The sequence below is a fragment of the Ruminococcus sp. NATIVEDY160 genome, from assembly GCF_045819885.1.
In the GTDB taxonomy this organism is placed as follows: Bacteria; Bacillota; Clostridia; order Oscillospirales; family Acutalibacteraceae; genus Ruminococcoides.
The window spans coordinates 418,941-443,951 of sequence record NZ_CP162391.1 but is presented as its reverse complement, the minus strand read 5'-3'; the positions used below and the strand labels follow the sequence as shown (position 1 = coordinate 443,951).

General features: G+C 53.7%; 25 protein-coding genes. 1 reads left to right on the top strand and 24 read right to left on the bottom strand.

The window, feature by feature from the left end; translation table 11 throughout:
• Window positions 1-32 precede the first annotated feature (32 nt).
• The 24 genes from ftsZ to AB1I49_RS02015 all read right to left on the bottom strand — a co-directional run bounded on the left by ftsZ (window position 33) and on the right by AB1I49_RS02015 (window position 24,201).
• The gene (gene ftsZ / locus AB1I49_RS02130; protein ID WP_201427852.1) at window positions 33-1,133 is read right to left on the bottom strand and encodes a cell division protein FtsZ; all 1,101 of its coding nucleotides are present in this window, start codon (window positions 1,131-1,133) and stop codon (window positions 33-35) included.
• 151 nt (window positions 1,134-1,284) lie between these two features.
• On the bottom strand, window positions 1,285-2,700 hold the full coding sequence (locus tag AB1I49_RS02125; protein ID WP_201427851.1) for a cell division protein FtsQ/DivIB: 1,416 nt from the start codon (window positions 2,698-2,700) through the stop codon (window positions 1,285-1,287).
• Window positions 2,701-2,731: 31 nt separating this feature from the next.
• Window positions 2,732-3,985, bottom strand: coding sequence for a UDP-N-acetylglucosamine 1-carboxyvinyltransferase (murA, locus tag AB1I49_RS02120; protein ID WP_407721263.1), 1,254 nt, complete (start codon window positions 3,983-3,985; stop codon window positions 2,732-2,734).
• Window positions 3,986-4,049: 64 nt separating this feature from the next.
• Window positions 4,050-5,171 carry an undecaprenyldiphospho-muramoylpentapeptide beta-N-acetylglucosaminyltransferase gene (gene murG, locus AB1I49_RS02115; RefSeq protein ID WP_201427849.1) on the bottom strand — a complete coding sequence of 374 codons (1,122 nt, stop codon included), beginning with the start codon at window positions 5,169-5,171 and terminating at the stop codon, window positions 4,050-4,052.
• Window positions 5,172-5,185: 14 nt separating this feature from the next.
• Window positions 5,186-6,445: an FtsW/RodA/SpoVE family cell cycle protein gene (locus AB1I49_RS02110; RefSeq protein WP_201427848.1), complete on the bottom strand. Its 1,260-nt coding sequence runs from the start codon at window positions 6,443-6,445 to the stop codon at window positions 5,186-5,188.
• A gap of 33 nt (window positions 6,446-6,478) precedes the next feature.
• A complete protein-coding gene (gene mraY, locus AB1I49_RS02105) occupies window positions 6,479-7,507 on the bottom strand; it encodes a phospho-N-acetylmuramoyl-pentapeptide-transferase (RefSeq protein WP_407721262.1) in 1,029 nt (342 codons plus the stop codon).
• A 55-nt stretch (window positions 7,508-7,562) separates the two neighbouring features.
• Window positions 7,563-9,836, bottom strand: coding sequence for a penicillin-binding transpeptidase domain-containing protein (locus AB1I49_RS02100; RefSeq protein WP_201427846.1), 2,274 nt, complete (start codon window positions 9,834-9,836; stop codon window positions 7,563-7,565).
• 163 nt (window positions 9,837-9,999) lie between these two features.
• Window positions 10,000-10,533, bottom strand: a complete 534-nt coding sequence (locus AB1I49_RS02095; protein WP_201427845.1) for a hypothetical protein — start codon at window positions 10,531-10,533, stop codon at window positions 10,000-10,002.
• 299 nt (window positions 10,534-10,832) lie between these two features.
• A complete protein-coding gene (gene rsmH, locus AB1I49_RS02090; RefSeq protein WP_201426505.1) occupies window positions 10,833-11,756 on the bottom strand; it encodes a 16S rRNA (cytosine(1402)-N(4))-methyltransferase RsmH in 924 nt (307 codons plus the stop codon).
• Between the two features lie 9 nt (window positions 11,757-11,765).
• Window positions 11,766-12,173 (bottom strand): division/cell wall cluster transcriptional repressor MraZ, encoded by a 408-nt coding sequence (locus AB1I49_RS02085; RefSeq protein ID WP_201426504.1) that lies wholly within the window; start codon window positions 12,171-12,173, stop codon window positions 11,766-11,768.
• Window positions 12,174-12,441: 268 nt separating this feature from the next.
• Window positions 12,442-12,897, bottom strand: coding sequence for an ATPase (locus AB1I49_RS02080; RefSeq protein ID WP_316617396.1), 456 nt, complete (start codon window positions 12,895-12,897; stop codon window positions 12,442-12,444).
• Between the two features lie 58 nt (window positions 12,898-12,955).
• Entirely contained in the window at window positions 12,956-13,444 is a 489-nt protein-coding gene (gene coaD, locus AB1I49_RS02075; protein WP_316611538.1) for a pantetheine-phosphate adenylyltransferase, read from the bottom strand.
• Window positions 13,441-13,989, bottom strand: a complete 549-nt coding sequence (gene rsmD / locus AB1I49_RS02070) for a 16S rRNA (guanine(966)-N(2))-methyltransferase RsmD (RefSeq protein ID WP_201428022.1) — start codon at window positions 13,987-13,989, stop codon at window positions 13,441-13,443. Before rsmD ends, coaD begins: the two co-directional genes overlap by 4 nt.
• A gap of 65 nt (window positions 13,990-14,054) precedes the next feature.
• Window positions 14,055-15,887 carry an excinuclease ABC subunit UvrC gene (uvrC, locus tag AB1I49_RS02065; protein WP_407721261.1) on the bottom strand — a complete coding sequence of 611 codons (1,833 nt, stop codon included), beginning with the start codon at window positions 15,885-15,887 and terminating at the stop codon, window positions 14,055-14,057.
• Between the two features lie 75 nt (window positions 15,888-15,962).
• Complete coding sequence (locus tag AB1I49_RS02060) at window positions 15,963-16,226, bottom strand: HPr family phosphocarrier protein (RefSeq protein WP_216523750.1); 264 nt, start codon at window positions 16,224-16,226, stop codon at window positions 15,963-15,965.
• Window positions 16,227-16,463: 237 nt separating this feature from the next.
• Window positions 16,464-17,150 carry a tRNA (guanosine(37)-N1)-methyltransferase TrmD gene (gene trmD / locus AB1I49_RS02055; RefSeq protein WP_316609154.1) on the bottom strand — a complete coding sequence of 229 codons (687 nt, stop codon included), beginning with the start codon at window positions 17,148-17,150 and terminating at the stop codon, window positions 16,464-16,466.
• Window positions 17,140-17,655, bottom strand: a complete 516-nt coding sequence (gene rimM / locus AB1I49_RS02050) for a ribosome maturation factor RimM (RefSeq protein WP_407721260.1) — start codon at window positions 17,653-17,655, stop codon at window positions 17,140-17,142. Before rimM ends, trmD begins: the two co-directional genes overlap by 11 nt.
• A gap of 15 nt (window positions 17,656-17,670) precedes the next feature.
• Complete coding sequence (locus AB1I49_RS02045) at window positions 17,671-20,034, bottom strand: endonuclease MutS2 (protein WP_407721258.1); 2,364 nt, start codon at window positions 20,032-20,034, stop codon at window positions 17,671-17,673.
• Between the two features lie 12 nt (window positions 20,035-20,046).
• Window positions 20,047-20,787 (bottom strand): DNA repair protein RecO, encoded by a 741-nt coding sequence (recO, locus tag AB1I49_RS02040; RefSeq protein ID WP_316609157.1) that lies wholly within the window; start codon window positions 20,785-20,787, stop codon window positions 20,047-20,049.
• Window positions 20,738-20,911, bottom strand: coding sequence for a hypothetical protein (locus tag AB1I49_RS02035; RefSeq protein WP_316609158.1), 174 nt, complete (start codon window positions 20,909-20,911; stop codon window positions 20,738-20,740). The genes recO and AB1I49_RS02035 overlap by 50 nt, the downstream gene beginning before the upstream one ends.
• A gap of 328 nt (window positions 20,912-21,239) precedes the next feature.
• Window positions 21,240-22,157, bottom strand: a complete 918-nt coding sequence (era, locus tag AB1I49_RS02030) for a GTPase Era (RefSeq protein WP_316609159.1) — start codon at window positions 22,155-22,157, stop codon at window positions 21,240-21,242.
• A gap of 85 nt (window positions 22,158-22,242) precedes the next feature.
• A complete protein-coding gene (locus AB1I49_RS02025; RefSeq protein ID WP_407721257.1) occupies window positions 22,243-22,734 on the bottom strand; it encodes a diacylglycerol kinase family protein in 492 nt (163 codons plus the stop codon).
• Window positions 22,734-23,231, bottom strand: a complete 498-nt coding sequence (gene ybeY, locus AB1I49_RS02020) for an rRNA maturation RNase YbeY (RefSeq protein WP_316609162.1) — start codon at window positions 23,229-23,231, stop codon at window positions 22,734-22,736. Before ybeY ends, AB1I49_RS02025 begins: the two co-directional genes overlap by 1 nt.
• A 40-nt stretch (window positions 23,232-23,271) precedes the next feature.
• The gene (locus AB1I49_RS02015; RefSeq protein ID WP_316609163.1) at window positions 23,272-24,201 is read right to left on the bottom strand and encodes a PhoH family protein; all 930 of its coding nucleotides are present in this window, start codon (window positions 24,199-24,201) and stop codon (window positions 23,272-23,274) included.
• A 452-nt stretch (window positions 24,202-24,653) separates the two neighbouring features.
• Here AB1I49_RS02015 and ylxM point away from each other — a divergent pair, with 452 nt between their 5' ends.
• Complete coding sequence (gene ylxM / locus AB1I49_RS02010) at window positions 24,654-25,010, top strand: YlxM family DNA-binding protein (protein WP_316609164.1); 357 nt, start codon at window positions 24,654-24,656, stop codon at window positions 25,008-25,010.
• Window position 25,011: the final 1 nt, after the last annotated feature.

Below are 25,011 nucleotides of genomic sequence, written 5' to 3'. Positions count from 1 at the left end.
CCTGCGCTGTACCGCCTTACTTTTGCTATAAATTATTTATTGAAGATGGACATGATGTCGTAGAAGGTATCGTCCTCGTCATCGGTTGTGTCCTTGGTAGCTCTGGAAGAAGCAGTTGTCTCTGCGGGAGTGTCAACGATAACATTGTCGCTCGGAGCTGCAGCGGGCTGTTCACCTACGCCGCCAAATCCTGTAGCGATAACGGTTACGCTCATCTCATCGTTCATCTTGTCGTCGATAACGGCACCCCAGATGATGTTCGCATCCTCGCTTACCTTGTCCTTGATCATGGTAGCGGCGGTGTCGATATCCTCGAGGCTGATGTCTGAGGAAGCGGTGATGTTGATAATTACGCCCTTGGCGCCGTCGATCGAGGTCTCAAGCAGCGGAGAGGAAATTGCCTTTGTAGCGGCGATCTTCGCCTTGTCCTTGCCGGAAGCCTTGCCCATACCCATGTGAGCATTGCCTGCGTCCTTCATTACGGAGGTAACGTCCGCGAAGTCGAGGTTGATCAGACCGGGAAGAAGGATCAGGTCGGAAATACTCTGAACACCCTGTCTGAGAACGTCGTCTGACATTTCAAACGCGTTGAGAAGTGTAATGGTTGTATCAGAAACCTTCTTGAGGCCCTCGTTAGGAACGATGATAAGAGAGTCAACGCAGGGAGTGAGCTCAGCGATACCCTGCTCAGCCTGGGTCATTCTCTTCTTGCCCTCAAATGCGAAGGGCTTTGTTACTACGCCGACGGTGAGGATACCGAGATCCTTAGCGATTTTGGCGATAACGGGAGCAGCGCCTGTACCTGTGCCGCCGCCCATACCTGCGGTTACGAATACCATGTCTGTGTCCTTGAGAAGCGCTGCGATCTCGTCCTTGCTCTCCTCAGCGGCGCTCTGGCCGATTGCGGGATTAGCGCCCGCACCCTTACCTCTTGTCAGCTTCTCGCCGATGTGTATCTTCTGCGTAGCCTTTGAAAGACGGAGCACAGGCTCGTCGGTGTTGACCGCGATGAACTCTACGTTCTTGATACCTGTGGTAACCATTCTGTTGACAGCGTTGCCGCCGCCTCCGCCTACGCCTATTACTTTAATTTTCGGGGTGTACTCATTTTCCAGTTCCAGCTCAAAAGCCATTTTGTTGTCCTCCTTAACGCAATCTTATCTATCACAGAAAAGTGCCTAATTTCGTATTTTACATACTTATGTTACTATATTATCACACTATTATGAAAATATCAATGGTTTTTAGGGTATTTTTTAAGTAATAAATTTTTGTTTTTCGGGTCTAGTACTCGGGAACCTCACCGTCGTAGCCGTTATTCTGAGAACCGCCGCCGTCATAGCCGCCGTTATCATAACCGCCTTCGCCATTGTTGTCGTTCCAGTCGGTGTTGTTGTCGTCGCTCCACTCGTCGGAATTATCCTCCCAGTTGTAGACGCCGTACAAGCCGTACAAATCGTCGGAATAGTCGCCCCAGTCTGTGCCGTCACCCGAACCGTCGGCAGGCGCTGTTGTCGATGGAACAGAGCCCGAGGTCGCCATGGTCGCCTGATGAACCGTCGCCGCGGGAACGTAGTGCGACATCTTGTTCTTGGCGCAGGTGGAAACGTCGAGATTGCCGTAAACCTGACCTGTGTGGTTAGGGTCTAGCTTCTTGTCGATGATTGCCTGCGCTGTACGCAGCTTGTAGTCAAGATCCTCAGCGACGCCGACGTTTATTTTTATCCTGCCCTCGTAGTCGAGGGTGATAGCCGTGGTATCCGTAACGTCGAAGCCGACAATGCCGGTGAACGAATTGTCCGAAAGGCTATTAGCTACGGTGTTGAGCAGATCGGGTACCGACGGGTCGTCAAACTTGATATACTCGCCGACTTCTTTGCCCGTGACCTCGCCGCAAATCAGCTCGGGAAGTCCGTCGGGCTTTGTTTCCGTGCGCTCGAGCACTCTGCCCTTCGCGCTGATGAGAAGGTAATTGTTGCCCTCCGTCATGTAGTACGCCGGAACGGCGTCGGTGATTGTAATGGTGATGGTGTCGGGTATATTGAAATCGACGCGGGCGTCCTCAACATAGGCAAAGTTGTCGATAATATCCTGCGGTGTGCTGTTCATCTTCGAAATGAAGATGTTCTGCTGCAGTGAAACGTTGCTGTAACTGATGATCTGGTCGTCATAATAGTATGAGCAGCCCTCGACGATGATATTCTCTGTTTTGAAAAGTACCGTGAAGCTGAGTATCACGCCGATAGCGATTACCGCGAGCAATATCGCCGACATTATCAGAATGCGGCGAATACGAATCTGCTTGCTGGTCATCGGCTTTTTGTTGCGGCGGATAGTCTCGGTTTCCTGCTTGCGGATAACCTGAGCGCGTCTTTCGCGGCGCTGCTTCTCGCTGTACTCGTCTATGTAATAGCCGTCCTCAAAGTCCTGGGGCTTGAGGTTGCGGATCTTTTCCTCGCTCTCGCGGCGGAATTTCTCCTCACGGCTGATTTTTTGAAATTTAGCGGTCTTGCCCGAATTTACCGCTTCCTCGATTTTGCTCGCGGAAGGCTTTGCGGGCTTTTCGTCTTTTTGCTTTTTGGATTTTGAAGAGGATTTTTTCGCCCGTTTTTCCTGCTCCTTATGGAACTTCTGCGCCTGCTTCGCGTTTTCCTTGCGCTGGCGTGCGAGCTCCTTTTTCTCTTTTGAGCTGAGTGCCATGGGCATACCTCCTTTTTCTCAGAATTCCTTCTTAAACCTTTTTTATGTCCGCCCCGAGGGACGAGAGAACCAGATCGAAGTCCTCGTATCCGCGCTCGAGGTAGCGGACTCCGCCGATCGACGTGCTGCCCTCGGCACATAACGCCGCCGTGACAAGCGCCGCGGCTCCTCTCAGATCAGTTGCCTCCACCGCCGCGCCGTAGAGCCTTTGAACGCCCTCGACGACGGCAACCTTGCCCTCTGTCCTCACAGCCGCTCCCATTCGCGCAAGCTCGGGGATATGGCGGTAGCGGTTCTCAAATATGTTCTCGATAAAGACCGTTGTGCCGTCCGCTGCGCAAGCCGCCGCCATCAGCGGAGCCTGGGCGTCCGTCGGGAACCCGGGATACGGCATGGTGCGAACGATCCGCATTGAGCGCAGGCGCTTCGGCGCCTTGAGCCTGATGTCGCGGTCGGTGAGATTCACGCGGCAGCCGCCCTCCTCAAGGACGGGAATCACCGCGCCGAGATGGCTCGCGACAGCGTCCCTGAGGACGATCTCGGAGCCTGTGACCGCCGCGCAGGACATTAGCGTCGCCGCAACGATACGGTCGGGAATGATAGTGTGTGCCGCGCTGTGGAGCGAGGATACGCCCTCAATGACGATGACTCCCTCGCCCGCGCCGTAGATTTCGGCGCCGCATTTGTTTAAGTAATCGGCAAGGTCGCGGATCTCAGGCTCCCTAGCCGCGTTTGATATCGTTGTCGTTCCGCCCGCGAGAGCGGCGGCAATCATCACGTCCTCTGTCGCGCCCACACTCGGGAACGACAGCGCGATTTTTGCTCCGCGCAGTCCGTAAGGCGCTCTGCATTCGAGCACGCCGTGCTTTTCCTCAATCTCCGCGCCGAGCTCGCGCAGCGCCTTGAGGTGCATATCTATCGGACGCGGGCCGATTTCGCAGCCGCCCGGGAAGCTCATCCTCGCCCTGCCCGTTCTCGCGAGCACCGCCCCGAGAAAAACTATGGAGCTGCGTGTTCTCCGCATGAGCGAATCGGGTATTTCCGACTGATTAACCCCGTCGCAGTTGATAAGCAGAGCGCCGTCGCTCCGCTGAGCCTTTCCGCCGAGATAGCGCAGGATCGCGCACGACGCCTCGACGTCAGAGAGCCGCGGACAGTTGAAGATAACGTTCTCGCCCTTGGTCAGCAGGGTCGCCGCGATGATCGGGAGAGCGCTGTTTTTCGCGCCCTGAACAGATACCTCGCCCTCGAGCCGCTGCCGTCCTGCAATCAATAACCTTGACATACTGACACCCTCTTTTCAAGAATACAGTATATCATATGTCATTTTGCGGGGTTCGTGAGTGGTTTTACTTTGTGTTTCCGAGCGTCTTTTTTACGATCGCGTAGATTCGCTCGCCGGCGTTGGTGATAGCCATACGCTTCGCGCACTCGCTGTATTTTTTTAGCTTTTCGCGGTCTGAGAGCATCGCGTCGACCTTCTTGGTCAGCAGCTCGCCCGTAAGCTCGCTCTCCTCAATCAGCTCCGCCGCGCCCGCGTTGACAAGCGCCATTGCGTTGTGGTACTGATGATTTTCCGCTACGTTCGGCGAGGGAATCAGGATCGCGGGCTTGCCCATCGCCTGAAGCTCACTTAGCGTGATTGCGCCCGCGCGGCAGATAACGAGGTCAGCCGCCGCCATGCATTCGGGCATATTGTCGATATACGGTCTTATGTCAATGTTCGGAGCCTTGCTCAGATCGGCGCCCTTCTCCTCGACAAGCGACGGGAAGAAGCTTCCGAACTTTCCGTAGGCATGAATGTGCTGATATCTGCCGTCAATTCCGCTGCGCGCTACGATATCGGCAACGGCCTCGTTGACCTTCTGAGCGCCGAGACTTCCGCCGAAGGAAAGCACAACGGGACGCTGGTCAAGACCGAGCTTTTCGCGCGATTGTTCCTTGTCGGCTGTGAGAATCTCGCCGCGGACGGGGTTGCCGGTTACGACAACGTCAGCGTCCGGGAAGTACTTCTTCGCCGCCTCAACCGCGAGCATTACCTTCTTGACGCGCTTGCTCAGCAGCTTGTTCGTGATGCCGGGATAGGCGTTCTGCTCGTGGATAAGACAGGGAATGCCCATTCTCGCCGCCGTTCGGACGACGGGTCCCGAGACGTAGCCGCCCGTGCCGATACAGATATCGGGATCAAATTCTCTGATGATTTTCTTTGCCTGAGCCGAGGACGAAACGGTTCTGCCGAGAGTCCTGATGTTCTCGACCGCCGCCTTTGGCTTGAGGCTGCGCTTGAAGCCGCTGATCGTGATGGACTTGATTTCAAAGCCCGCCTGCGGTACAAGACGCTGTTCCATGCCGCCCCGGTTGCCGATAAAAAGGAACTGTGTGTCGGGACGCATTGTTTTGATATAGCCAGCGATGGCGAGAGCAGGATTGATGTGACCCGCCGTACCGCCGCCCGCGAGTAAAACTTTCATAGGAACCTCCAAAATTACTGCCGTTCAATATTTGCCGTTCTCGAAATCGAGAGCACAATGCCCATCTGCGCCAAAAGCATGATCAGCGAGGAGCCGCCGTAGCTGAAGAACGGGAGGCTGATACCCGTGTTCGGGAGCCAGTCGGTGATAACGAGAATGTTGAGGACGACCTGAATGCCGATCTGCGAGGTCAATCCGATACCGAGCAGCTTTCCGAATTTATCCTTTGAACGCAGCGAGAGAGTGATTCCTCTCCATACGAGCAGAGCAAAAATCAGGAGGATGATCGCCGCGCCGATAAGTCCAAGCTCCTCGACGACTATCGCGAAGATGAAGTCGTTCTGCGGTTCGGGCAGATAGAGGTACTTCTGGCGCGACTGTCCGAGGCCGAGTCCCCACAAGCCGCCCGAGCCTATCGCGTAGAGCGAGTTTCGGGTCTGCCATGTGGTTTGCCACATCTCCTCGGTTGTGTATTCGAGCGCCTGACCCCAGCCGTCCATTCGGCTCATAGCGTAGCTCAGACCGCCCGTCACCGCGAGCACAAGCACCAAACCGCCGAGGATTACTCCGCCGATAAGCAGGTACTTTGTTTTCATTCCGCCGATATAGAGCATCAGTACGGTGAGCATACCGATGATTACGATACCCGAGTAGTGCGGCTCAAGAAACAGCAGCATCGCGATCGAGCCGAATACAATGATGCCCGGCAGCACGCTGAACTTCGCGAGCTGCATCTTGTCGTAGTACTTGCTCGCCCAGTGTGCGAAGAACAGGATAACCGCGAATTTCGCGATCTCTGAGGGCTGGATATTGAACATGCCCAGAGGTATCCAGCGCTTTACGCCGCCGTCGCCCGCGGGAAGCACGAGTACCGCAAGCAGACAGACATACGCTATGCCGAGTACGAGCGGCGCTATCTTGTGGAGCTTGTTGTAGTTGAAAAAGGACATTACGCCCATGGCGATTATGCCGACTACGACGAATATCAGCTGACGGATAAGGAAGTAGTAGCTGTCGCTCTGGGTGTAGTAGGCGAAGGCGTAGCTCGCCGAGAACATCATGATCGTTCCTATTGTCAGCAGAACGAGCAGGATTATGCAGAACGGCAGGTCTATTCCCATGCCGATCCCGAACCACTTGGCGTTCTTCATCTTGCGCTGACGCGACGGTCTGATGAAGAGCTTCTCCTTCTTCGCCGCCTGCGACGCCTTGTACTCATCGTCATAGATGCGGTTAACGTCGCCCTTATATAGTAATTTTCTGTTTGGAGCCATTGCTTACCTCCAAAGGAATTGTAGTAGTTATTATCATACTCCGAAGAGAACCAGCAGGAACGAGCCCGCGCCGAAGAGAGCGGTTACCGCGCTGAATACGGCGACGATCTTGACCTCGCTCCAGCCGCACATCTCAAAGTGGTGATGAATCGGGCTCATCTTAAAGAGGCGTTTGCCGTGGGTGAGCTTGAAGTAGCCGACCTGCAGCATAACCGAGAACATCTCGCAGAGATAGACGATGCCGAGCGGCAGAAGGAGTATCGGCATATTGACCGCGAACGCAAGCGCGCACACGATGCCGCCGAGGAAGAGCGAGCCTGTGTCGCCCATGAATACCTTCGCGGGGTGGAAGTTCCATACCAAAAATCCGAGGCAGGCTCCCGCTATAGCCGCGCTGACGGCGGTGATGCCGAGAGAATAGAGCTTGCTTGCGATAAGCATGAAGCTGACGACGACGAAGAATGTGATCGAGCCGTCGAGGCCGTCTACGCCGTCGGTGAGGTTGACTGCGTTAACTACGCCGACGATCACGATTGCCGCGATGATATAATAGAAGAATCCGAGGTCGACAGAGCCGACGAAGGGAATGATAGTTGAAGTGCCGTAGCCCGCGATTCCGAGGGTCGCGAGATATGCTCCCGCAACCGCAAACTGTAAAACGAGCTTCTGAATGGCGGTGAGTCCGAGGTTGCGCTTCTTGACTACCTTTGTGTAGTCGTCGATAAAGCCTATCAGACCGTTGGCGAGCGCAAGTCCGAGACCTGCGAAGATGAAAGTGACCTCGCGGCTGATGTCCGAGAAGTAGGTCTCGATGAAGCCCGAGCCCGTGAGCATGTAAACCACGGTGCTGATAACCGAAACCGCAACGATGGCGATGATGAACATGATACCGCCCATGATGGGAGTACCCTGCTTGCTCTTGTGCCACTTGGGGCCTTCCTCAAGGATCGTCTGTCCGAAGTTGAGCTTGTGGAGGAAGGGAATCAGAAACTTTCCCGTCACAGCCGAAATCAGGAAGGCAGCAATCGCCGCGCAAAACGTCCATATTCCGTATACTAACATATTTACCGTTCCTTTCATTTTCGCTTATATGACAAATAATCTCAGAATAAATTGCTTAGTCGCTGTTGCCGTCGCTGGTGTTCGCCGCGAAGGTGACGCTGACGACCGTGCCTCTGGCAACCTCAGCGCCTTCCGCGATGCTCTGTGCAACCGCGACGCCGCCCGAGCTGACAGCGCCCGAGTAACTGACGTTCAGTCCCGCCTGAAGTGCGACGCTGTTCGCCTCGTAGGCCGCGCAGCCGAGGAAGCTCGGCACAGTGACCTTTTCGGGCTGGTTGCCCTCGGTGTAGAGCACGACGTTCGAGCCTGCCGCAACCTGTGAGGATACCGTCGGGATCTGAGAGAGCACCGTCGAGCCCGAGCCGATCACGGTGGCGATGAAGCCGTCCGCCTCAGCCTTCTTGAGCGCCTCGTCAACAGAGAGGGTGGTGTAGTCGCCCATGCTGACGTTAAGGTACGCGAGATCCTCGTCGGAGTAGTCCGTCTTGACCTCGAGGTACGGAAGCAGCTCCGTCATGATATTGATGAAGATAGGCGCCGCAATCTGCGAGCCGTAGTACGCTCCGCCGTCGGGAGTGTCGAGGAAAACAAGCAGCGCGATCTGCGGGTCGTCTGTGGGAGCGATTCCGCAGAAGGACGAGATGTAGTCCTTCTCAAAGGAGCTCTGCTTCTTTTCAACGCCGATTTTCTCGGAGGTACCGGTCTTGCCGCCCGTCTTGTAGCCGGCTACGTAGCCGCCCGAAGCGCCGTTGACCTCGGGATACGCCGCGAGCATCTCGCACATTTTCTTTGAGGTTTCGTTGGAGATGACCTGGCGCTTGACCTTCTTCTCCATCGTCTTTACGACGTTGCCCTTGGAGTCGGTGATCTTTGAAACGACGTAGGGCTGGAGAACATAACCGCCGTTGCAGACAGCCGCGCAGGCGGTGATCATGCTGAGCGGAGTGATGTTGAAGTTCTGTCCGAAGGACGCAACCGCGAGGTCGACCATACCCATCTGACCCTCGGGCCAGAAGCTGTCGTCCGCCTCACCGGGGAGGTCGATGCCCGACTTCTCGGAGAAGCCGAAGGCTGTATAGTAGTCGCGGAACTTATCTATTCCTACGAGCTGACCGATCTGAATGAATGCGGGGTTGCAGGAATGGCAGAAGGATTCGAGGAAGGTCTGGGTGCCGTGACCCGAGGTTACCGAACAGCCGATATCGTAGTCCTCGACGCGCATATAGCCGCCGCAGGTGAAGCGTGAGCTGTCGGTGATCTTACCCTCCTCAAGCGCCATTGAAGCGGTACACATCTTGAATACCGAACCGGGCATGTATGTATCCGCAACGCACTTGTTTCGCCACATCGCCGCGAGGGACTTGCTCTCCTCGGCGTCCTGCTCCTTCTCGGGAAGCTCCTTTATCTTGAGCTCCGTTTCCGCGGGAAGCGTGTACGGGTCGTTGAGGTTGTAGCCGTTGGCGGTAACCATAGCGAGGATAGCGGCCGTGTTTACGTCCATCGCGATACAGACGCCGCGGTTTAGTACGTTGTTGTCGATGATTGCCTGAGCCATGTGCTTTTCGCAGATGCTCTGGATCCCCTCGTCGATCGTGAGGTAGATATTTTTTCCGTCCTCGCTCTCGACGTTCTGCTCAAACTGGAAGGGCATGTTGGTGCCGCGCGCGTTTTTGGCGGTGACGATTCGTCCCGGGGTGCCCGAGAGGTAGTCGTCGTATTTGTACTCTACACCCTCAAGTCCCTGTTCGTCCGCGCCCGTAAAGCCGATTACGCAGGAGGCGAGGTCGTCCTTGGGGTAGTAGCGCTTGTAGTCGTCGAGGAGCTGGATAACAGCGCCGCAGTTGTAGTCCTTGCTGAGCTTTTCCTGCAGCTCCATGACCTGGTCGCGCTGCTCAACCTCGATTTTGCGCTTGACGACGGTGTAGTAATTCTGCTGCTTGGTCTTTTCGAGGACGTTCTCGTAGTCCAGACCGAGGATCTCCGACAGACCCTTTGCCGCCGCCTGACGCTGCTCGTCGTTCTCGAAGTTGATAGGCGCGAGCACTACCTGCCACACCGAGGCGCTCTCCGCGAGGGTAGTGCCCTTCGCGTCGTAAATCGAGCCGCGCTTTGCGGTGAGGACGGTATCGCTGAGCTGCTGGCTGACAGCCTTCTCCTGCAGCTCGCTGCCCTGAACCATCGTCAGAAAGGACAGGCGCAGAAGCGTCGCGCCGAAACCGACGACGAGTATCAGTATAATGAGAACCGCCGTTCTCTGGCGCAGCCGCTGGTTTGGACCCTTGTCGGCACGCTTTTTGGGTGGTGTTGATTTCTTCTTGTTATCTTCCAAAATATACTCCTTCCACCGCAATCATATATCATTTACCCGCAAAATATCGGGAGAATTCCGCATTTTGCATTTGTCCTCTATAAACAAGGAAAAGAGCCAAGACATTTTAAGCCTTAACTCTCATTCTGATTTGTCAGTTCATTATATTTAATTTCAATGAATGTTATGACCAAAGATTTTTAATTGATTCGATAAACTGGGTGAAAATATTCTCACTCTTCTGAACGCTCACCTCTGCTTTGTCGCCGCCCTCGAGAGAGATAAACTCCTTCTGTGCGTTAGAGGCTTTGGTCATGCCGAGCGAAGCAGCGTACTTCTCAATCTCAGCGTTTGAGAGATTGGCTTCGAGCTTCATCTGGTTCTGGGTATAGATGCTCTGGGTATCCTCGAGGGTCTCCTGAGCGGAAATGATCTGCTGGTTGAGCTCTGTGAGCTGTACCTGGCCGACGATGATGAAACCGATGATCACGGTGACTACCGCCGCGCTTACGCCGCCGAGCAGGAGCTTGAAAGGATTATGCTTACGGCGTCTTGCCTTGAGCTTGTCCTCCTCGGAAAACTCGACTACATTATTTTTAACTTTTTTCTTAGGCTTTTTGACGGGTTCTTCCTCGCGGCGCTTGGGAGCGGCTGAGGAGTATGTATTTTCCTCGTCAAAAAGTGTTAAGTCATAAGCAGCATTATTATTGTATGCCATTGGATTGCACCTTATGCCTTTCTCTATACAAAATTTTCACAAAACACACTATTTCGCCGAACTTTTCAAAATAATACGGCAATTTAATTCTTTCAAATCAAAAAGTTTCAAAATTTTAACAATTTGATTTCAGAAATCACACACAATCTGTCCGAAATTACGGTTTCAAGCCGTTTTTACCGGATATTTAGTCATAACAGCTTTGTAAATCACAAGCGGTTGTAGCTGTAATATTATTTACAGTTTTGTTATATTTTACACCAAAATACCGCGTTTGTCCATAGCTGAGAAGAAAAAACTTAAATTTTTTCGCATATTCTCAACTTTGCACTCCTCGCTCTGGGGTTTTCTGTCAATTCTGTTTCATTTGCACAAATGGGTTTTTTATTGACTAATTTTGCTTTCGGAGTGTTTCCGCAGACGCAAACCGGGAAGTCCTTGGGGCATGTACAGCCCTGACACCACGCCGCCATCTGCTGCTTTACGATCCTGTCCTCGAGCGAGTGGAAGGTGATTACAGCGAGCCTTCCGCCGCTGCCCAAAAGCTCAAACGCGTTCTCCAGTCCGCGCTTCAATGCGCCCAGCTCGTCGTTTACCGCGATGCGTATCGCCTGAAACGTCTTGCGCGCGGGGTGACCGTCGCGCCTTACCCTCTGGGGCACGTTTGCCTTGACTATCTCGGCGAGCTCAAAGGTCGTTTCGATCGGCTTTTCTTCGCGCGCGGCGATTATTCCCTTCGCGATCGAGCCTGCGTACTTCTCCTCGCCGTACTCAAACAATATCCTGCGCAGCTCTTCGAACGGCAGGGTGTTTACAAGCTCAGCCGCCGTCGTGCCCTTCTGGCTCATGCGCATATCCAGCGGCGCGTCCTCGTGAAACGAGAAGCCGCGCTCGGCGGTGTCGAGCTGATGCGAGGAAACGCCGATATCGAGCAGTACGCCGTCGACCCTGTAGAGCTTTCTCTGGGCGAGAATCTCGCGCATATCGCCGAAATTACCCTTGACGACGATCGAATTCTCGTTCTTGCAGAATCGCTGCGTCAGCGTCTGGATCGCGTCGGGGTCACGGTCGATGGAAATCAGCGTACCGCCGCGGAGGCGCTTGAGTATCTCGCTCGAATGGCCGCCTCCGCCTGCTGTTCCGTCCACATATATTCCGTTCTCTTTTATTGCGAGTCCTTCGATCGCCTCGTTGAGCAGGACGGGCTTGTGAGAAAATTCCATAACGCCCTCCTAGAACACGAAGTTCTCCAGCGCCTCGTCAAGCACGGGCTGCTGCGACAGCATGAACTCGTCATATACCTCTTTGCTCCAGATCTCGATTCTGGTATCCATTCCCAGCACAAGCGCCTCGCCCTCGATTTTGGCGATCTTGCGCAGCGCGGGTGGAATCACGAACCGTCCCTGAGCATTCGGAGTCACTTCCGAGGCGGTCACGGTGAAGTTGTACTGCATAGCCATCGCCTGCTTCGCGGGAAGCTGGCGGATGCGCGCGGAGATATTCTCGTACTCCGTCTTTGACATCACCTGAACGCATTTTGAGTTGAAGCCGTTCGCGACAATGAAGCTCTCGCCGAGCTCCTCACGGAATTTCGCGGGCAACACGATCCTGCCCTTGGAGTCTATATTATGGTTTGACATACCCAAAAACACGTTTGCCCACCTCCGTTTTGCGAATTTCGGCACTCAACTGTCACTTAATGACACAAAATGACACCGACTATCACTATTATAACCTATAAGGCTCCAAAAATCAAGCAGATATTACAATTTAATAAAAATTTCGTTATTATTCCCAAATTACTCCGTCAAGTAATAAAACACATACAAAATGCCGGATTTTGCCCGCTATCAGCCAAAAAATAAAGGCCTGACTATTTCGTCAGACCTTATAAAAGTATCAGAGATATTACTTTTTCTGGGAATTTGCAAGTGTCGAGCGTGTCTTTTTGATGTCGGTGAGCTGGGTTGAAAGGCTCTCCTCGGCGCGCTTGAGGATACCGTCGGCATAGACGTTGGCAGCCTTGCGGATCTCGGCGGACTTAGCCTTGGCGTCGTCTACGATCTCCTTAGCCTTAGCCTGCGCCTCGCGGACAAGCTCGTTCTGGTTAAGCATGATCTTCTTGCGCTCCTCGGCAGCGCGGATAATGTTCTCCGCCTCGCTGTTGGCCTCGTTGAGAATCTGCTTTCTGTCAGCAACGATGTTCTTTGCCTGTCTTACCTCGGCGGGCATAGCGTCCTGAATCTGAGCGATAATCTCAAATACCTCGTCGCTGTTAACCATTACCTTGCCGCCCGAGAGGGGTACCGGTCTTGCATTGTCAACCAGATTCTGTAAATCTAAAATTAAATCATCAACTTTCATTTTCTTCCACTCCTTATATATTAATAGTTGTCAATTTCCTTATCATAAAAAGCAACAGCTACTTTTTATCTCTTAATCTGCCGACGATCCTGTCGTGCACGCACTCGGGCACAAAATTGCTGATATCGCCGCCCATTGAGCCGATTTCGCGCACCATGCTCGAGCTGAGGTACATCATGTCGGAATCGGCGGTAATGAATATTGTCTCGAGGTCTGGGTTGAGCTTCTTGTTGGCAATCGCCATCTGGAACTCGTACTCGAAGTCCGAAACCGCCCGCAAGCCCTTGACGATCGCGTTTACGCCGCGCTCGCGCGCGTATTCCGCCAACAGACCGTCGAAGCCCGCGATCTCAACATTCTCCAGATCTGCGGTGACCTGACGGAGCAGATCCATTCTCTCGTCGACGGAGAAGGTCGGGGTTTTTGATGAATTAATCAGAACCGCAACTATCACCTTGTCAAACATTTTTGCCGCTCTGCGAATCACCTGAAGATGTCCGAGCGTGACAGGGTCAAAGCTGCCCGGATAGATTACCGTTCTTTTCATTTCACAAAATCCTCATGCCTGTATGTGCTTATTTTTATTTTACCATAGCGATACTGTCTGTCAAGTGCAAAATCACCGTATTTTGACAAAATTTCCTCGTTTAAGGGATTTTCCGCGATAATTACGCCCGTATCCTTCATGTGAGCGGATACTTTTCCGAGCGCGTCCTGCAAAATTCCCTTGCCGTACGGCGGGTCGAGAAACACGATGTCAAACTTCGTTGTGTTCATCGAAAGGAAGCTCTGCCAGTCAAGGCGGCATACCTTGGCGTTCTGCTCAAGGTTGGTCGACTTGAGGTTCTGACGGATAATGTCAACGCTTTTCTTCGCGCTGTCGACAAAGACAGCCTCCTTCGCGCCGCGGCTGAGAGCCTCGATGCCCATCTGTCCGGAGCCTGCGAAGAGGTCGAGAAACGCCCTGCCCTCTGTTTCGAACTGTATGATTGAAAAAACCGCTTCCTTGACCCTGTCGGTGGTGGGACGGACGTCCTCGCCCTCAAGAGTCAGCAGCCGTCTGCCGCGCGCGGTACCTGTAATCACTCGCATAGAATCTTCCTTATAGACTGTTTTCGATATTATACCATATATTTTTCTTTATTGCAATAATATTTTTATTCCTGCGGCGAATCGCCGCCGTGAAAATACCTGTAAACCGCGAGCGCGCTGTCCTTGGTCATCTTCGGAGCCGCCTCAAGCTCCTCGAGGTCAGCCTTGCTGATGTTGTCGATCGTGCGGAAGTACTTGAGCAGCGCCTTAGCCCTGACCTCTCCTACACCGTCGATTGTCGTCAGAGAGCTGCGGAAGGTGTTCTTGCTGCGGCGCGCGTGGTGGTAGCCTATCGCAAAGCGGTGAACCTCGTCCTGCATTTTGCTCAGAAAGGTAAAGAGCTGTCTGCGCGAGCTTATCGCGATCTCTCCGCCGTCGCCTGTCACGGCGCGGGTGCGGTGCTTGTCGTCCTTGACAAGACCGAAGAGCGGCACGTCGATGTCCATTTTCTCCATGACATCTCTGACCGCGTGAACCTGTCCCGCACCGCCGTCGAGCAGGATCAGATCGGGCAGTCTGCCGAAGCCCTCGCCGCCTTCAGCCCTGCGGTACTCCTCAAAGCGCCGCGTCAGCACCTCAGCCATCGAGGCGTAGTCGTCCTGCCCCTCAAAGCCCTTTATTTTGAACTTGCGGTAGGCTGATTTGAGCGGCTTGCCGTTCTGATAGACGATCATACCCGCGACGTTTTCGCTGCCGTTGAGGTTCGATATATCGTAGGACTCGATGTACTCGGGCAGAGTATCAAGCCCGAGCAGCTCCTTAAGCTCCTCAAGCACGCCGTATTCGCGCACCGTCGCACCCTTTTGCTGGGCGAGCGCCTCGGCGGCGTTAGAGCGGCACATGTTCACGAGCTGCGCCTGCTCTCCCCTCTGCGGAACCGTCAGATTGACCTTGCTGCCGCGCTTTTCGCTCAGCCAGCGCGCGACCTCGTCCATGCCCTCCCACTCTGTGTCGACGGCAATATTCTTCGGCACGTCGGGACGGAGGGTGTAGTAGCGGAGAATGAACTCCTCGGTATCGCTCTCGCCGCTGTCGACGATAAAGCTCTCGCGGTCAAACAGCCTGCCGCCCTCAAAGCGGAACACCTGGAAGCAGGTTTTTGTACCGTCGGAGAATGCCGCGATAACATCCTCGTCGAGCACCTTGTTTGCGACTACCTTCTGCTTGTCGCCCATCTTCTTTACAGCGGCGATTTTGTCGCGTATTCTCGCGGCGCGCTCAAACTCCAAGTTCTCGGCAGCCTCCTCCATCTGCGTGGTGAGCTGCTTTACTGAGTTCGACGAACCGCCCTTGAGAAAGTCAAGCGCCTGTTCCATGCTCTCGCGATATTCTGAGAGCTTCACCCTGCCCGTGCAGGGCGCCATGCACTGCTTTATGTGGTAATTCAAACACGGCCGCGCCTTGCCGAAGTCCTGCGGAAATTTTCGGTTGCAGGTAGGCAGCATGAAGATCTTGTTTGCTTCCTCTACCGCGCTCTTGACGTAGTAGCTGCTCTTGTACGGTCCGATGTATGTCGCGCCGTCGTCCTGCTTTTGCAGCACATAGCTGAGCTTGCCCCAATCGCCCGCGCCTACGCGGATATAGGAGTAGCCCTTGTCGTCCTTGAGAAGTATATTGTATTTCGGGGTATGCTGCTTTATCAGGCTGCACTCGAGGATAAGCGCCTCAAACTCGCTGTCGGTGATGATGTACTCGAACCAGTCGACGTTATCGACCATCCGGCGCACCTTTTCAGCGTGGTTGTTCTGTGAGCCGAAGTACTGGCTGACGCGGTTCTTGAGCGCCTTTGCCTTGCCGATATAGATGATCTCGCTGTCCTTCGCGTGCATGATGTACACGCCCGGCAGCAGCGGCAGCGCCATTGCCTTTTTTCGCAGCTCGGGAAGTTTGGGATTCATGGGATTTCCTTTCGGATTTAAAAATAAAACGGGCGAAGATACTTCGCCCTTAAAATAATGCAGTTTATGATTTTATTACTCAGCGAAGCCGCTCTCAACCAAAGCCGCAAGACCCTCTACCGCGTCGGTCTCGTCGGAGCCGTCAGCGATGATCTTGATTGTGGTGCCGCCGATGATGCCCAGTGAAAGCACACCGAGAAGGCTCTTCGCGTTAACGCGGCGCTCTTCCTTCTCTACCCAGATGGTTGCCTTGTACTCGTTAGCCTTCTGAATAAAGAATGTTGCGGGACGAGCGTGAAGTCCGGCTTTGTTCTGAACTAAAACTTCCTTAACATACATATTTATTACCCTCTTCTCTAAATACATGAATTTAGTTTCGTAGTCCCCTGAAAGGGTCATTTACCGCTACTATTATAATATTTTTTTCTTGGAAGGTCAATAAGAATATTCAATTTCGTGCTTATAATCACCACCGCAAAAGAATTTAAACGGTTTATTGTGCATTTTTACAAAAACTATACAGTTTTGTTAAGATAAAAGTCAAAAGGTTGAAATTTCAGCACCGAAAATTGTGGATTAATCCGTTTGGTTCAGAAGGTCGGGACGCTTCTTTTGAGTGACCTCAAGGCTTTTTTCGCGCCTCCACTTCTCGATATTCGCGTGGTGTCCGCTGAGAAGTACCTCAGGCACCTCAACTCCGCGCCACTCGGCGGGCTTCGTGTACTGAGGATACTCCAGAAGTCCGTTGAAATGGCTCTCCTCAGTGAAACACTCGTTGTTCGTGAGCACCCCGGGAACCATTCGGCAGAGCGCGTCGGCAAATACCATCGCCGGTATCTCGCCGCCCGTGAGCACGTAGTCTCCGATCGAGATCTCCTCGTCAATATACATATCGAGAAGCCGCTGGTCAACACCCTCGTAGTGACCGCAGAGAATCGTTATGTTTTCTTCCGTACTCAGCTCGCGCAGGCGCTGCTGACAGAGAGTTTGGCCCTGCGGCGACATGTAGATAAACCTCGGGCGTGAGCCGATCTCCTCACAAATATGCTCAAAACAGAGCGCTATAGGCTCCGCCTTCATCAGCATTCCCATTCCTCCGCCGTAGGGGCTGTCGTCGACGCGGCGGTGCTTGTCAAAGGCAAAGTCGCGCAGCTGGTGGGTGTGGATCTCAACGGCGCCGCTCTTTTGGGCGCGTCCGATTATGCTGTCGCCCAGCACCGGCTCGAACATCTCGGGAAACAGAGTGATGATGTCAATCCTCATCGTCAAAAATTCCTTTCATCGGGCGCAGCAAAACATAGCCGCCGTCTGTGTTGATTTCGATGACAACCTCGTCGATCACGGGCGCGAGGTACTTTTTGCCGTCGCTGTCCGTGATTTCGTAAACGTCGTTCGCGCCTGTGCGGAGCACGTCGGTCAGAGTGCCGTAGACCTTGCCGCTGTCCGCGTCGCGGATTTCAAGCCCGAGCAAATCCTGAACGAAGTGGACTCCCTCGCCGAGATTGATGTCGTCGCGGTTGATATAGAGCGTCTTGCCGCGCAGACGCTCTGCGTCCTCGATGGTGTCGACGCCCTTGATTTTCGCGAGGGTGATATTCTTGTGCGGACGGCTCTTTACCTCAATAGCAGTCGCGCCGTTCGGGTCGAGGTAGAGCTTTTTGAAGGCGCAGATGAACTCGGGTGAGTCGCACCACGGCTCAATCCTCAGCTCGCCCTTTATTCCGTGTGTTCCGACAATCTTGCCTGTTTCCAAAAATTGCTTTTTCATATGTTAAACTCCAAATTATTTCAGTTCGACGATCGTCACGCCGTCCTCGCCCTCTCCGAAGGTGCCGAGGCGGTGGGATTTGACGTGTTTGTTCGTGCGCAGGAATTGATTGATCTCGCGTCGCAGCACGCCCGTACCCTTGCCGTGGATAATCGTCAGCTTGCCGACGCCCGACAGCATCGCGTTGTCGATAGCCTTGTCGACGATATTGACCGCATCAAAGCCCGTTTCGCCGCGCACATCGATTTCGGTTTCCGGCCGCACGTCCATACGGCTCGGCACGCGCCTTGCCGACGAGAATCTGTCCGCCTTTGGCTTTATCTGCGATTTGAGCAGGCGCAGATTCTTTATGTCCACGCGCGTTTTTATAATACCGGCCTGTACAAGCACCTGACCGTCCTTGTTGGGCGGCGCGAGCACCGTGGCGTTCTTGTCTATGTCGTAAATAAGCACCACGTCGCCCACCTTGAGCGGCCGCGGAAGCACATATTCCTCGTCGGGTGTGTTCTTGAGCTTTATAGGGTCGGCGTGAGCTTCCATACGATTGATGTCCTGACGCAGCTTCGTGCGCTGCTCGGCGGTCATCTCCTTTTCGCGGCGCGCCTTTTCGAGCTCCTCGATCAGCGCGTCAGCCTGAGCCCTCGTCCGCGATACTATCCGCTGTGCTTCCTGCTTCGCGCGCTCGATCTCGCGCTCGGCGTCCTCACGCGCGCGGCGCGCTTCGTTCTCGGCGCGCTGCTTCTCGGTGTTCGCCTTCGCGGTAAGGCGGTTCGCGTTCTCGACCTGTTTTTCGAGGCTCTGCCGCTGCTGCTCGAGCTTTCCGACAACGTCCTCGAACTGTCTGCTCTCGCTCGACACCAGCTCCTTTGCACGGTCGACGATCGACGCGTCCATACCAAGTCTTTTTGAAATAGCGAACGCGTTGCTCTTGCCGGGTACGCCGATGAGCAGGCGATAGGTCGGCTGCAGGGTAGCGACGTCGAACTCGCAGCAGCCGTTTTCTACTCCCTCCGTGCGCAGGGCAAATTCCTTGAGCTCCGCGTAGTGGGTGGTCGAGGCGATTTTAGCGTGCTTTTCGCGCAGTTTCTCGAGTATTGCCGTCGCGAGAGCCGCGCCTTCGACGGGGTCTGTACCCGCGCCCAGCTCGTCAATCAGACAGAGCGAGCCCGCGTTCGCGAGCTTAAGAATCTGGATAATATTAGTCATGTGAGCCGAGAAGGTCGAAAGGCTCTGCTCGATGCTCTGTTCGTCGCCGATGTCGACAAGCACCCTGCGGAAAACGCTCAGCTCGCTGTTATCCGCGCAGGGTACGAGCAGTCCGCACATAGCCATAAGCGTGAACAGCCCGAGGGTCTTGAGGGTAACGGTCTTGCCGCCCGTATTCGGGCCTGTGATCACAAGGGTATCAAAGGTCTTGCCGAGGGTTATGTCAACGGGCACTACCCTGTCCTTCGGGATAAGCGGATGACGTGCCTGACGGATACGCACCTCGCCGCGGTCGTTCATTAAGGGTCGGCTCGCGCGCATTGAATACGCCAAATCGGCCTTTGCAAAGATGAAATTCAGCTCGGCGAGGTTCTTGTAGCTGCGGATAATGCTGTCCGCGAACTCACCCGAGTTTGCGCTGAGGTCAAAGAGAATGCGTTCGATCTCCTCTTCCTCCTTGCCGCGGAGAACCTTTATGTCGTTGTTCGCCTGCACAACGCCCATCGGCTCGATGAAAACCGTCTGACCCGAGGCAGATGTATCGTGCACCAAGCCCGGCACGTTGTTTCGGCACTCGGACTTGACGGGCACAACGTATCTGCCGTCGCGCTGGGTGACGATAGCGTCCTGCAGGTATTTGATGTATTTTGAGCTGTGAATGATTTTATCGAGGGTTTCGCGCGCCTTTGAGGACGCGGTACGGATTTTGCGGCGGATATCCGAGAGCGCGGGACTAGCCTTGTCGGAAATCTCATCCTCGCTGATGATTGCCGTTGTGATCCTCTCCTCGAGGTACTTGTTCGAAACAAGTCCGCTGAAATATCCGTCGAGCGCGTTTTCCACCGACGCACAGCGGCTGTGCCACTCCTTGACAGTGCGGATAACGTGCATCGTGCGCGCGACCGAGAGCAGCTCGCCCGTGGTCAGACAGCCGCCGGCTTCCGCACGGCGCAGACTGCCGCCGCAATTTACGGCTCCGCCGAAAGAAGGCGCGCCGAACCTGCCGCTGAGAGCAACGGCGTCGTCGGTCTGTTTGAGCAGCAGCTCAACGCGCTTGAGGTCAAACTGCGGCTCGAGGTTGAGCGCCGCCTGCTTCGCGTCCTCGAGCGTCGTCATGGCGGCTAACCTTTCGAGTATTTTATCAAGTTCAAGTGTTCTGTAGTTACGGTTCATAGCTGTACCTTATTATGATATTGTTTTATAAAAATTCAGCGCCTGAAAGTCCCTTTCAAGCTGGCAGCGCAGATACAGTTCCGTTGCTCTGTTGAGAATCTGAAGGCTCTCGTCGGACAGAGCAAACGAAAACAGCTGTTTGTCCTCGGCGTAGACAGTGTGTCTGAGCGCAGTAAGCGCCGCGTCATTGAGAAGCACCGCTCCGTTGGGGTTCTTGCGGCAGTTACAACACTCGAGCTTTCCCTCGCGCGGAAGGAAATACATCGCGCTTGCAGAGTACGCGCCGCACTTGCGGCACATCAGCAAATCGGGCGTGTAACCAGCCATGCACATAAAGCGCATCTCAAAGCAGGGCTTTACCAGCAGCTCGCTGCGCTTGTTCTCGGACAAAAGGTAAATCGAATTGAGAAACAGCCGCAGAAACTCATCGGCAGGCTGTTCTCTCGGGCAGATGTGTCTTGCGATCTCGCAGAAATACTGCACGAGGCACATCTTGCGCACGTCATGGCGCAGCTTTGAAAAAATCCTGAGCGTCTGAGCGTCGCCGATTATGTAGCTCTCCCGGCTCTTGTAAATCGTGAGACGGGAGTATGCCAGAAGCGAGGTCGCCGAGCACTTTGCGTTTGTGAGCTTTTTCGCTCCGCGCGCGAAAGCCTTGACTACGCCGTTTGAACGCGTCAGAACCCAGACGAGCCTGTCGTTCTCACCGATATTCTGTTCTCTGATAATCAGTCCGTCCGTCCGGAATTTCATCGCCAATCTCCCTGAGCACCGTGTCCGCGCCCGTATCCGCGGCGTTCTGAATGCTTTTGTAGCGGATATAGTCGAGCACGCTGCCCGTCGTGAAAAACACCTGCCACATATACCATTCTTCCATAACAACACCTCCTTATGATAGTGTCGCACGGAAGCGGCGGTTTATGGCTGGTAAATATTTAATTCAATTATTTACAAATCATTAATTGTCGAATCGCGCCATAGTACGCGAATCTGCCCGGGTCTTACCAAAAAATCATGAAACGTCAAATCACACGGAAACACTTCCCGCGTAAATTCGGCTTTTTATTCATATCCGCGCCATAGTCCGCGAATTTGCCCGGGTCTTACCAAAAAATCATGAAACGTCAAATCACACGGAAACACTTCCCGCGTAAATTCGGCTTTTTATTCATATCCGCGCCATAGTCCGCGAATTTGCCCGGGTCTTACCCGTCGAAATTGCGCTCGTCGTAACCGAAGTTCTGGACGAGCTGCGCGCGGTTGCGCCAGTCCTCCTTGACCTTTATCCACGTCTGCAAAAATACCTTGCAGTCAAAGAACCGCTCGATGTCCTGACGCGCGTAGGTGCTGATTTTTTTGAGCATCGCGCCGTTTTTACCGATGATGATTCGCTTATGGGTGTCGCGCTCGCAGTATATCGTCGCGTCAATGTCGAGGATTCCGTTGTCGCGGGTTTTCATCTTCTCAATCAGAACCGCGGTGCCGTGCGGAATCTCCTTGTCGCAGAGGCGCAGGATCTTCTCGCGGATAAGCTCGGCGGCGATAACGCGCTCGGGCTGATCGGTGAGGGTGTCGTCGTCAAAGAAATGACCGCCCTCGGACGCCTGCTTTTTCAGCTCGTCGAGCAGCTCGTTCATGCCGCTGCCGTCCTGAGCGCTGACGGGTACGACAGCCTCGAAGTCATAGAGCTGCGAGTAGGTGAGGATCTGCTTCATCAGCTCGTCCTTCTCCCTGAGCATATCGATTTTGTTGATCGCGAGGATCGCGGGCATGCCGATCGATTTGAACTTCTCAATCAGCGACAAGTCCGCGGGCGCGGGTTCCTTGCCGGCCTCGACCACGAGCATGCAGCAGTCAACGCCGCCTACGCTCTCGTTTACGGAGCGAACCATGTATTTGCCGAGAGTGTTCTTTGGCTTGTGCATACCGGGTGTGTCAAAAAACACGATCTGGTACTCGCCGTCGGTCAGCACGCCCGTGATGCGGTTGCGCGTGGTCTGGGGCTTTGAGGAAACGATTGCGATTTTCTGTCCGAGAAGGCGGTTGAGTATCGAGCTTTTGCCGACGTTTGGCCTTCCGACGATCGCGATAAACGCGCTTTTGTCATTTGTATTGTATTGCATGGGAACACCTCTTTTATTCCGTTATTGTTCGTTATTACTTTAGTATAACACAAAAATCGGCGCAAGAAAAGGGCTAACGCGAAGTTTAGCCCTTTGGTTTGCGTTTTTTGGAAATTCTGTCCCATATTTCTCTCGGTCCCAGAGCGACAAAGAATACCGCGTTTACCGCCGACAGTACGAGCGCTGCCGGCAAAATCGGATTTGCCGCGAAGAACTTAAACATTGCCGCAAAAGCTGCCGCGTTCCAGAAGAACACCACCGCTACCGCCGTCGCCGCGAGAGCGAACACCAGCACCGCCGCCGCTGAGATATCCTTGGCGATGCGAATATAGTAGCTTCGCTCCTTTGTGATAAGGTCGCAGACGGTTTCGAGCGACGTGTTGAACAGCTCAGCGGAAATCACCGCTGCGATCAGCAAAATCAATACCCCATACTGAGCAGCGTTCAGCTCGAAAAACGGAGACAGCAGCAGCACATAAAACGCCGCCGTCAGATGGAACCGAAGATGAGTCTCAGTGCATACAGCGTCCCAAATACCCCGAAACGCGTAGAAGAAACTGAGAAACTGTTTTTTCATCAGCTGATAATGTAGCTCGAGGAAGCGGGAAGTCCGAGCTGCTCCATAACGAGCTCTTCCTTTTCGCGCATTCTTACCTTCTCAAGATTGTCGATGTGGTCGTAGCCGAGGAGATGAAGCACGCTGTGAGCGGTGAGGTAGCCTACCTCGCGCTGGAAGGAGTGGCCGAAGCGCTCAGCCTGATCTCTCGCCTTCTCCATGGAAATAACAACGTCGCCCAGAATCTTGGCGCCTGTTTCCATGTCGATGTCGTATACGCCGTTCTCTCCCATCGGGAAGGACAGTACATCGGTGTCGATATCCTTGTCACGGTACTGCTTGTTGAGCTCGCGGATACCCGCGTTGTCCGTGAAGGTGACGCTGATTTCAGCAGGACCCTCAAAGTTTTCGAGCTTGAGTACAGCATTGCAGCAGCGGCGGACAAGCATACGGATACCTGTCGGGATCTTAACCGCCTTTTGTTTGTTTGTAATTACTACCTTGATTTTGTCTGCCATTGTTTCACCCTTTCTGATTATAAATCGATATGATACAAAGTTATTGTTTACCGTTTTCAAATTTGGCGTATGCCTTGATGATATCCTGAACCAGCTTGTGGCGGACAACGTCCTTCTCGTCAAAGGTGCACTGTCCGATGCCCTCGATATTGCGCAGAATTTTCATGCAGTCCTTCAGTCCGCTCTTGGCTCCGTTCGGAAGGTCGATCTGGGTGATGTCGCCCGTGATAACCATCTTTGAGTTGAAGCCCAGACGCGTAAGGAACATCTTCATCTGCTCGCGCGTGGTGTTCTGAGCCTCGTCGAGAATGATGAAGCTGTCGTCGAGCGTTCTGCCGCGCATATACGCGAGCGGCGCGACTTCGATATTTCCGCGCTCAACGTACTTCTGGTAAGTCTCAGCGCCGAGCATGTCAAACAGCGCGTCGTAGAGAGGACGGAGATAAGGGTCGACCTTGCTCTGCAAATCACCCGGCAGAAATCCGAGCTTCTCACCCGCCTCAACAGCGGGACGCGTGAGGATAATGCGGTTGACCTGCTTGCCTCTGAAAGCTGTGACAGCCATTGCGACCGCGAGGTAGGTCTTGCCCGTACCCGCGGGGCCTACGCCGACGGTGATCGTGTTCTTGGCGATCATGCTGCAGTAGCGCTTCTGGCCGATGGTTTTCGGCTTTATCGGCTTGCCCTTCGATGTGATGCAGATGCAGTCGCCCGCGAGCTGCTCGATCTTCTCCTCGCTGCCCTCGCGGACAAGCGAGATGCAGTAGCGGATATTCTGCTCCGATAGCGCCTCACCGCGGCTGAGAAACTGCAGCAGGCTTTCGATGACCGTCCTCGCGCGGGCGGCGTTCTCGACATCGCCCTCGATTTTGAGCTCGCTTCCGCGGCAGGTGATTTTTACGCCGAACTCGCGCTCGATGAGCTTGATGTTCTCGTCAAAGCTCCCGAACAGAGCGACGGCGTTTTCCATTCTGTCTATACTGATTATTTGTTCCGTAAGGCACAGCTCCTAATTTTTGCTGATTATAATAAAATTATAACACAATTTATCTTAGATTACTTGTAAAAATCAGCTTTTTTAAACAATTTTAAAAAGTTCATAAATAATATACAAATACGTGAATAATTAGCCCCTTGTTTTTGGCGGTTTTATGTTCAATACGCCGTTTTTTCAGCGTATATATTTGTTGTTTTCGTGTGGTCACGCAATATAATATTATTTTGAGCGATGTTTTTTCGATAAATTTTGGATAATACTAATAAAAATTATTTTCCTTTTTATGAATGTTTCGCAAAAATTTTCGGTCTATCTCAGCCCGAAAGTCAGTGCCAAAAAGGCTTGACAAATCAGTCTTTATGCGGTATAATAGCTCAGGTGTGAAGAAAAAAGCTTTACAGGCCGCATAGCAAGGAGCTATGAAAATGGAAAAGAACATTGAGGTTTCGCTGCTGCTCGACTTTTACGGAGAGCTGCTAAAGCCCTCGTGCAGGCAGATGGCGGAGCTTTACTACAACGACGACTTATCCCTCGCTGAGGTTGCCGCCGAAACAGGCATAACCAGGCAGGGCGTGCGCGACAGGATCAAGCGCGGTGAGAAGCAGCTCTTTGAGTTTGAGCAAAAGCTCGGACTTCTCAGCCGCTTCCAGCAGCTTGAGGCGGGACTGAACGATATCGCCCGCAAGGCGCGCGAAATTTCCGAAACCACAAACGACAACGATATCCGCGCGCTTGCCGGGGACATTCTCAGGCAGACGGGCGAGCTTAAAGAAAAGGAATAGG